This window comes from Tolypothrix sp. VBCCA 56010 (assembly GCF_050875635.1).
Lineage (GTDB): Bacteria > Cyanobacteriota > Cyanobacteriia > Cyanobacteriales > Nostocaceae > Hassallia.
This window is the reverse complement of sequence record NZ_JBPAOH010000255.1, coordinates 1-6,490: the sequence shown is the minus strand read 5'-3', so window position 1 is coordinate 6,490 and position 6,490 is coordinate 1. Positions and strand designations below refer to the sequence as shown.

4 protein-coding genes are annotated in these 6,490 nt (G+C 41.8%); all 4 read left to right on the top strand.

Annotated features, from left to right (window positions below):
- The first annotated feature begins 106 nt into the window (after positions 1 to 106).
- Positions 107 to 748 (top strand): ParA family protein, encoded by a 642-nt coding sequence (locus tag AABK37_RS39695; protein ID WP_432556888.1) that lies wholly within the window; start codon positions 107 to 109, stop codon positions 746 to 748.
- A gap of 5 nt (positions 749 to 753) precedes the next feature.
- Entirely contained in the window at positions 754 to 2,151 is a 1,398-nt protein-coding gene (locus tag AABK37_RS39690) for a ParB/RepB/Spo0J family partition protein (RefSeq protein ID WP_432556887.1), read from the top strand.
- Positions 2,152 to 2,498: 347 nt separating this feature from the next.
- Positions 2,499 to 5,357 carry an AAA domain-containing protein gene (locus tag AABK37_RS39685; RefSeq protein ID WP_432556886.1) on the top strand — a complete coding sequence of 953 codons (2,859 nt, stop codon included), beginning with the start codon at positions 2,499 to 2,501 and terminating at the stop codon, positions 5,355 to 5,357.
- A 324-nt stretch (positions 5,358 to 5,681) separates the two neighbouring features.
- The coding region (gene mobV / locus AABK37_RS39680) for a MobV family relaxase (protein ID WP_432556885.1) at positions 5,682 to 6,490 on the top strand (809 nt) is incomplete at its 3' end.

Genomic DNA, 6,490 nt, shown 5'->3' with positions numbered 1-6,490 from the left:
TCAAATAGTCATGTCTCTTCTTTTACTTGATATTGAACGCCTATCTACCCTTGCACTTAGTTGTGGTTTTCACATTCATATTTCCAGGTGCAAGATGTGAGTTGATATCGATCCACAAGCGACACTGACAACTTTTATGGGTTTAGTCCCTAGAGAGTTAGAAAAAACGATTTACAACGCTTTAGTTGAAGAACACCCCCTACCAATTCATAAAAACATTCATGGAATGGATTTAGCGCCAACCAATATTGCGTTATCGCTAGCTGAAGCGCAGCTTGTTAACGCTGATATGCGCGAGTTTCGCCTCAAAGAAGCACTCGAACCAATTAAAAATGACTACGACTTTATTATCATTGATTGTCCTCCTAGTTTAGGGATTTTGAGTAACATTTCACTTGTTGCTAGCGACTATATCCTTGTACCAATCGAGACGCATTTTAAAGCACTTGAAGGTAGCAATGAACTGCTAAAAACTGTTGCTAGAGTTAAAAGCAAAATTAATCGCGATTTGAAAGTAGCAGGTTTCGTCCCAACAAAATACGATAGCCGCAACTCCCACGATACAAGAGCGCTGGGGACTATTCAAGAAATCCTATCCCAAGTTGGGAAAGTGTTTCCTCCCGTGGTAAGAAGTACAGCGTTTACCGATGCTTCCGAACAACGAATTCCCTTAGCGATGCACGCTCCCAAACATCCAGCAGTTGCCGTTTTTGAAGAATTAGCATTGAGTATCGAGTCACTTGAATAAACAATATGAGCAAGGCAAATCTTAAAACCAACCTTAATATTGATGACCTTTTAGGACTTCAGTTTGGTTCTAAATCAACGGAGTTAGCTACTCCAACTACCTCAGTTACTCCAAAAGAATCAGCTACTCCAACTATCTCAGTTAATTCAAAAGAATCAGTCACTACAACTACCTCAGTTACTCCAAAAGAATCAGCTACTCCAAATACCTCAGTTAATTCAAAAAAATCAGCTACTCCAAATACCTCAGTTACTACAACCCCTACCAATGCTTTAACTACCTCGAATCCAACTCCAAATAATTCAGACACAGGGCAAAATCCTCAGACATCTCAAACTTTACCTTTAGAACTGATATGTCTGACCAAAAAACAGCAACCCCGACGCTACTTTGACCCGAAAGCCCATGCCTCTCTAGTTAGCTCAATCGAACAGCACGGTATTTTGCAACCCATACTTGTGCGACCAATTGATGGGGAAAAATACGAATTGGTGGCAGGAGAAAGACGCTTACGTGCAGCTGAAGATGCTGGACTAAACTGTGTTCCAGTCGTTATCAAAGAGTTGGACGACACAACTGCTTTCCTTGTCGCTGTTGTGGAGAATATTCAGCGTGAAGACCTGAATGTTGTTGATGAAACCGAGGGAATTCTGCAAATTTTGTCAATTAAGTTGGGTTGCTCTGTCGAAGATGTTGCACCTATCTTGCACAATCTACAACAGCAACGTAAAGACATTTCTAAAGCTGCTAAAAATAATGCATCTAATAATCCAGATTCTCCCAATAACGATATAGGGAAGACTAAACCATTACAACCAGATTCTCCCAATAACGATATAAGGAGGAGTGAATGGTTACAACCAGACTTTCCCAATAACGATATAGGGAAGACTAAACCATTACAACCAGATTATCCCAATAACGATATAGGGAGGAGTGAACAGTTACAATCACAATCAGATAATCCAACCGACTTGCAACTACAAATAGTTGAGGCAGTATTTAAAGCATTGGGTTTTATGACTTGGGAGTCATTTACCTGCAATCGTTTGCCTCTCCTTAACCTCAAATCAGATATACTTTTAGCACTCAGGAATGGCGAAATCGAGTATACCAAAGCCAAGTTAATTAACAAAATTAAAGACCAATCTCAACGTATTGATTTTCTCGAACAAGCCATAAAACAAAACTGGTCGGTGGCAGAAACTAAAGAGAAAATCCAACCGCTGTTAGCGATAACATCCACAGCTACAGCATTTCCCTCGCATCTCAAATCACTCTGGGATAAAACAATTCCCAAAGTGAAAAAAGCTAATATTTGGAACGATGCTAATAAACAAAAGCGGTTGGAGGAATTGTTAGGGGAACTCCAATCACTTATAGAAGAACAACAAGCTTCATAACTTCTAAGCATGAGTGTGATTCCACCATTTAGTACGGAATTTCATGCACCTTTAATAGTTATCAGTTCCAATTGCGTTGGTGTTTCACCACACCGATTGAAGACTTATGCGTACCCCGGAGGGTAAGCAAGCTAGGTGGCGGGTAATAACGCTTGCTTCTATGCAGGAAAACACCACCATACGCCCATTATTAACTGTTCACTGGTCAGTAATTCAACTTCCTAGGACTTACGCAAGATAACTCTCGCTCCTCTTATTCCTTTGTGTACTCTGCGTTCTCTGCGGTTACCTTATTCCATGATTTGTGCGTAAGTCCTGCTTACCTGCTTCAAATACCAAAATTAACAATGCCAAACAAACTTCATATAAATAAAATACTCAATGCTTGGTTGGATTACTTTTACCTCGATAATCTCTCGCGTGCAGAAGTAAATGCAGCCGATGATTCCAACCTAATAATTGATAAAGGTATCTCCTTAATTGGCGATAATCTCTTGATTGAAGAATCCTTATTCAAACAATTTAAGCAGCAATTCATCGCACTTGACAAAAAAGGTAAAAGTAATGACTTTCAAATTGCTGTGTCATTCCCGCAGATCTGGCGGGCAATTGAAGGTAGCCGTCGCTTTTACCCCCTATTTCAAATCGACCTAAGCAGTATTTTTACAGGGAGCTACCGTGCTAGAGGTTGGGATTTAAATGAGTTCGAGTTTCAACCAATTATTCCCAACTTAATCGAATTTTGTGAGTTAGATGAAGAAGAAATAGAAAATCTGATAACTAGAGAAGGACTGAAAGTTTTCTTGACAACCACATTCAACAAAAGTTTCAACACCCTACAAGACTTTATTGATTTAATTGACGTACCGGATAGACCATATACAACTAAACGCAATCCTTATTTATTCCAATGCAGTTTTGGTGGTTGGAACTACAATCTTCATAACGACTTACACAAAATCCTCTCTCAACAGCATCCTGTATGGGCACAACCAGGACATCCTGCATATGAGTATTTATTTGGGACGAAATACGAGCCTAACCATGAAATGCTGTTTCTTGGTGCATTCCCCACCGCGTATCCTCCCACTGTAAGCCAAGCAGTTGCGCTCAAACACCAAAAAGAAAATTCCCTTACAGCTGTTATTGGTCCACCAGGAAATGGTAAGACTTTTGCAGTGTTACAAACAATCTCCCAGCAAGTAGTCAAACGGGCTGTACAGTTGGCACAAACCGGAGAAGATGCGAGTAACTTAACTTTAGTTACAAGTACCAACAACCGTGCAGTCATTAACGTTGAAGAAAGGTTAGCTCAACACTTTCAAAGTGACCGATTTTACTTATTAGGAGGCTCCAAAGAACTAATCGCCAAACTTGTGCTACCCAAGCTACAAGCTGCTACTGATTGGCTGCAACGCCATAAATTTAATGCTACTGAATTAGAAGAAATCTCCACCCAGTTGCTAACAGGAGTTAATCAACTTTATACACTTAAAGACCAAGACCAATTGCATCAGCAACAACAAGTTACTGATAGCAGGTTGCTTCAACAGTTGGATGCAGATATCCAAGTGTTGAATGAAGAAATTGCAACAAGCCAAAATTTACAGCAGCAGGGCGAAACCGACTACGAAGAGTTCCCTTTAGAAGCATACCAGTTAATTCAGCAACACCTAGAAAATGCTGTGCGATGCCGATCGCGTGTCAAATCATCTAAATACAACAGAAATACTGATAACTTATGGATACAACTGTTGCGCTGGCTTACCCAATTTTGGCAACAATTAACCAAAACTAGCTCCCGACACATCCTAAAACGCCTGCACAAACAAATTGAATCTCCTACTCTAGCAACATTGGCGACTCCTTTTCCTTTTCAAATACCCTTGACAAGAGAGTCGCTTGTTGACGCTGTATCTACTGTTGCTGCACAGTTAGAAACTGCCAAACAGTGGCATGTCAGATTTCAATATTTGACTAATGCCCAAAGTCGCCTTTTTGAGATGACTGCCCGCAAGCAACGAGTAGAAGCAAGAATTGCTAGTCATCCCACCGAAGATTTTTACTCTCGTTTTTACACCGAACACCACCAACTGCAAGTGCGATTATTTGAATTGTCATGGCAGTATCTGGAATTAAAAGCACTGCAACGTAAGGATGAAATTATTGCTGACCTTAAAACATACATCGCGTTTCTCAACGGTGAATATGAGCCAAGACGAAACTTGGCACGCGACTGGCGCAATATCTACCGCAACATCAGTCTGGTTTTTCCAGTATTTACCTCAACTCTGCATTCAATTCGCAACCTTTTTCCCTATACTGACAGCGGTTGCATCGACCAATTGATAGTCGATGAAGCTGGGATGATTCCTCCGCATCAAGCGTTTCCTGCCCTCGTGCGCTGCAATAAGGCTTTGGTTGTGGGCGACCCCTGGCAGTTGGAACCAGTCGTCAATTTGCCTCACCAAACCCTAGAACAGTACTGCAACCAAGCATTTATCGCACGCGGGTTAACTTTCGTAGACTATGACCGCTACAGCCCTACGGCTACAAGTACAGCTACAGCCTACCACCGTGCCGCTGGTGCAAACGGTACAGCAGGAGACTTGGGTAACGGTATTCTCCTCAAGGAACACTACCGCTGCGTGGAGCCTATTATCTCATTTTGCGATCGCCTTTGTAACTACGGTCTGATCGTCAAAACCCAGGATAAATCTTCACTGCTTGGTTCCAACTTAATTGCGTACCACGTTGAGGGCAAGTATGAATCTCACACCAACCCAGATGAAATTGCTGCGGTTGAGGCAATTGTTGGGGAACTCATCACCCACGGCTACTGCATTAATTCATCTGACAACAATAACACAATTGGAGTGATTTCACCCTACCGCCGTCAAGCCAATGCCCTTAAATCGCACCTCCAAGCAACTTGTTCATATTTTCCCGATAGCAGTATTGGTACAGTCCACACGTTCCAAGGTGGGGAAAAATCAGCAATTATTCTATCCACTCGCCAGTGTCGCACGTTAGATAGCTTGTGGTTCCTTAATCGCAGACCAAATCTACTTAACGTGGCTGTTAGCAGAGCCAAAGAATTATTCATTTTAGTAGGCAATTTAGAACACTTGGAACAAGCTGGTGGTTATACCAAAATGCTCGTGGAACATATACGGCAGTACGGTGAAGTTCGCTCCTTGTCTTAAAACAACCAGCGCTTATTTATCACGAACATAATTATGCCGCACTTGAAGTCAGTCACGGGTCTATTACTAGCAGTGCGGTACTTTTAGAAGCCGAATAGCTGGATAGCAAGCGCAATTTGACTCAGCCAAATTAACTGTAGTAAAAGCTCTCGCTGCAATCGAATTTACTTCACTCTCTTCAAACCCAACTGTACCAGCATTTGCACAGTCGCATCACTTCGAGCGCTGCACTCTCTCCAACCCCAATTGTACTTATTACGGAATTTATTTAATTCCTCGTTTTTATCCGGAATCAAAAATCAACTTTCATACCACTATTAACCTATGGCATACGCAATATTTTTAATTAAAAAACTAAAAACATGGGGACAAATCGCAGGTTCTGCTAGCCACGTTCAGCGTACTAGAGAAACTCCCAATGCCGACCCGAATAAAGATAATATCTGGTTAATTGGCAATCAGCAACAAAATTTAGTCTCCGATACCAAGAATTATATTGGCAACCAAACTATTCGCAAGAATGGTGTACTATGTGTGGAGTTACTTTTATCTGCGTCAAGAGAGTTTTTTCGCCCCAATCAAGAGGCTGCTGCTGGAGAATACGAACAAGCCCAATTAAAACATTGGCTCAGGTTTAACGAACAATGGTTGCAAGAAAGACTTGGCGATCGCGTAATATCATCTGTCGCACACTTAGATGAAGTGACACCCCACATTCATGCACATTTTGTACCCATTGATGAGCGGGGTAAGCTAAATGCCAGTGCTTTTTTTGGTTCTCCCCAACTGTTACGAGAGTGGCAGGATAATTACGCGGCTGCGATGAAACCACTTGGTTTGTCACGCGGGATATCTGGTAGCAAGGCGACACATATTGATATTCAGCGATATTATACCAATATTAATTCGGAAATAAACGACTCTCTAGATGTGCTGCGCGACAAAGCTAGGGATAGAGATAGAGCAGTTGCCCAGCGAACTGAGATGGAAGCGACTGCAAAAGCAAAACAAGCATTATCTGATAAACTATTAACCCAAGTTGCGGGTTATGGGAATCCAAGTGCTATGCACCTGCTGATTCATGCGATCGCCAATCACAAATTGGCGGTTGCGAGTAGTGCAACCGCAACTTC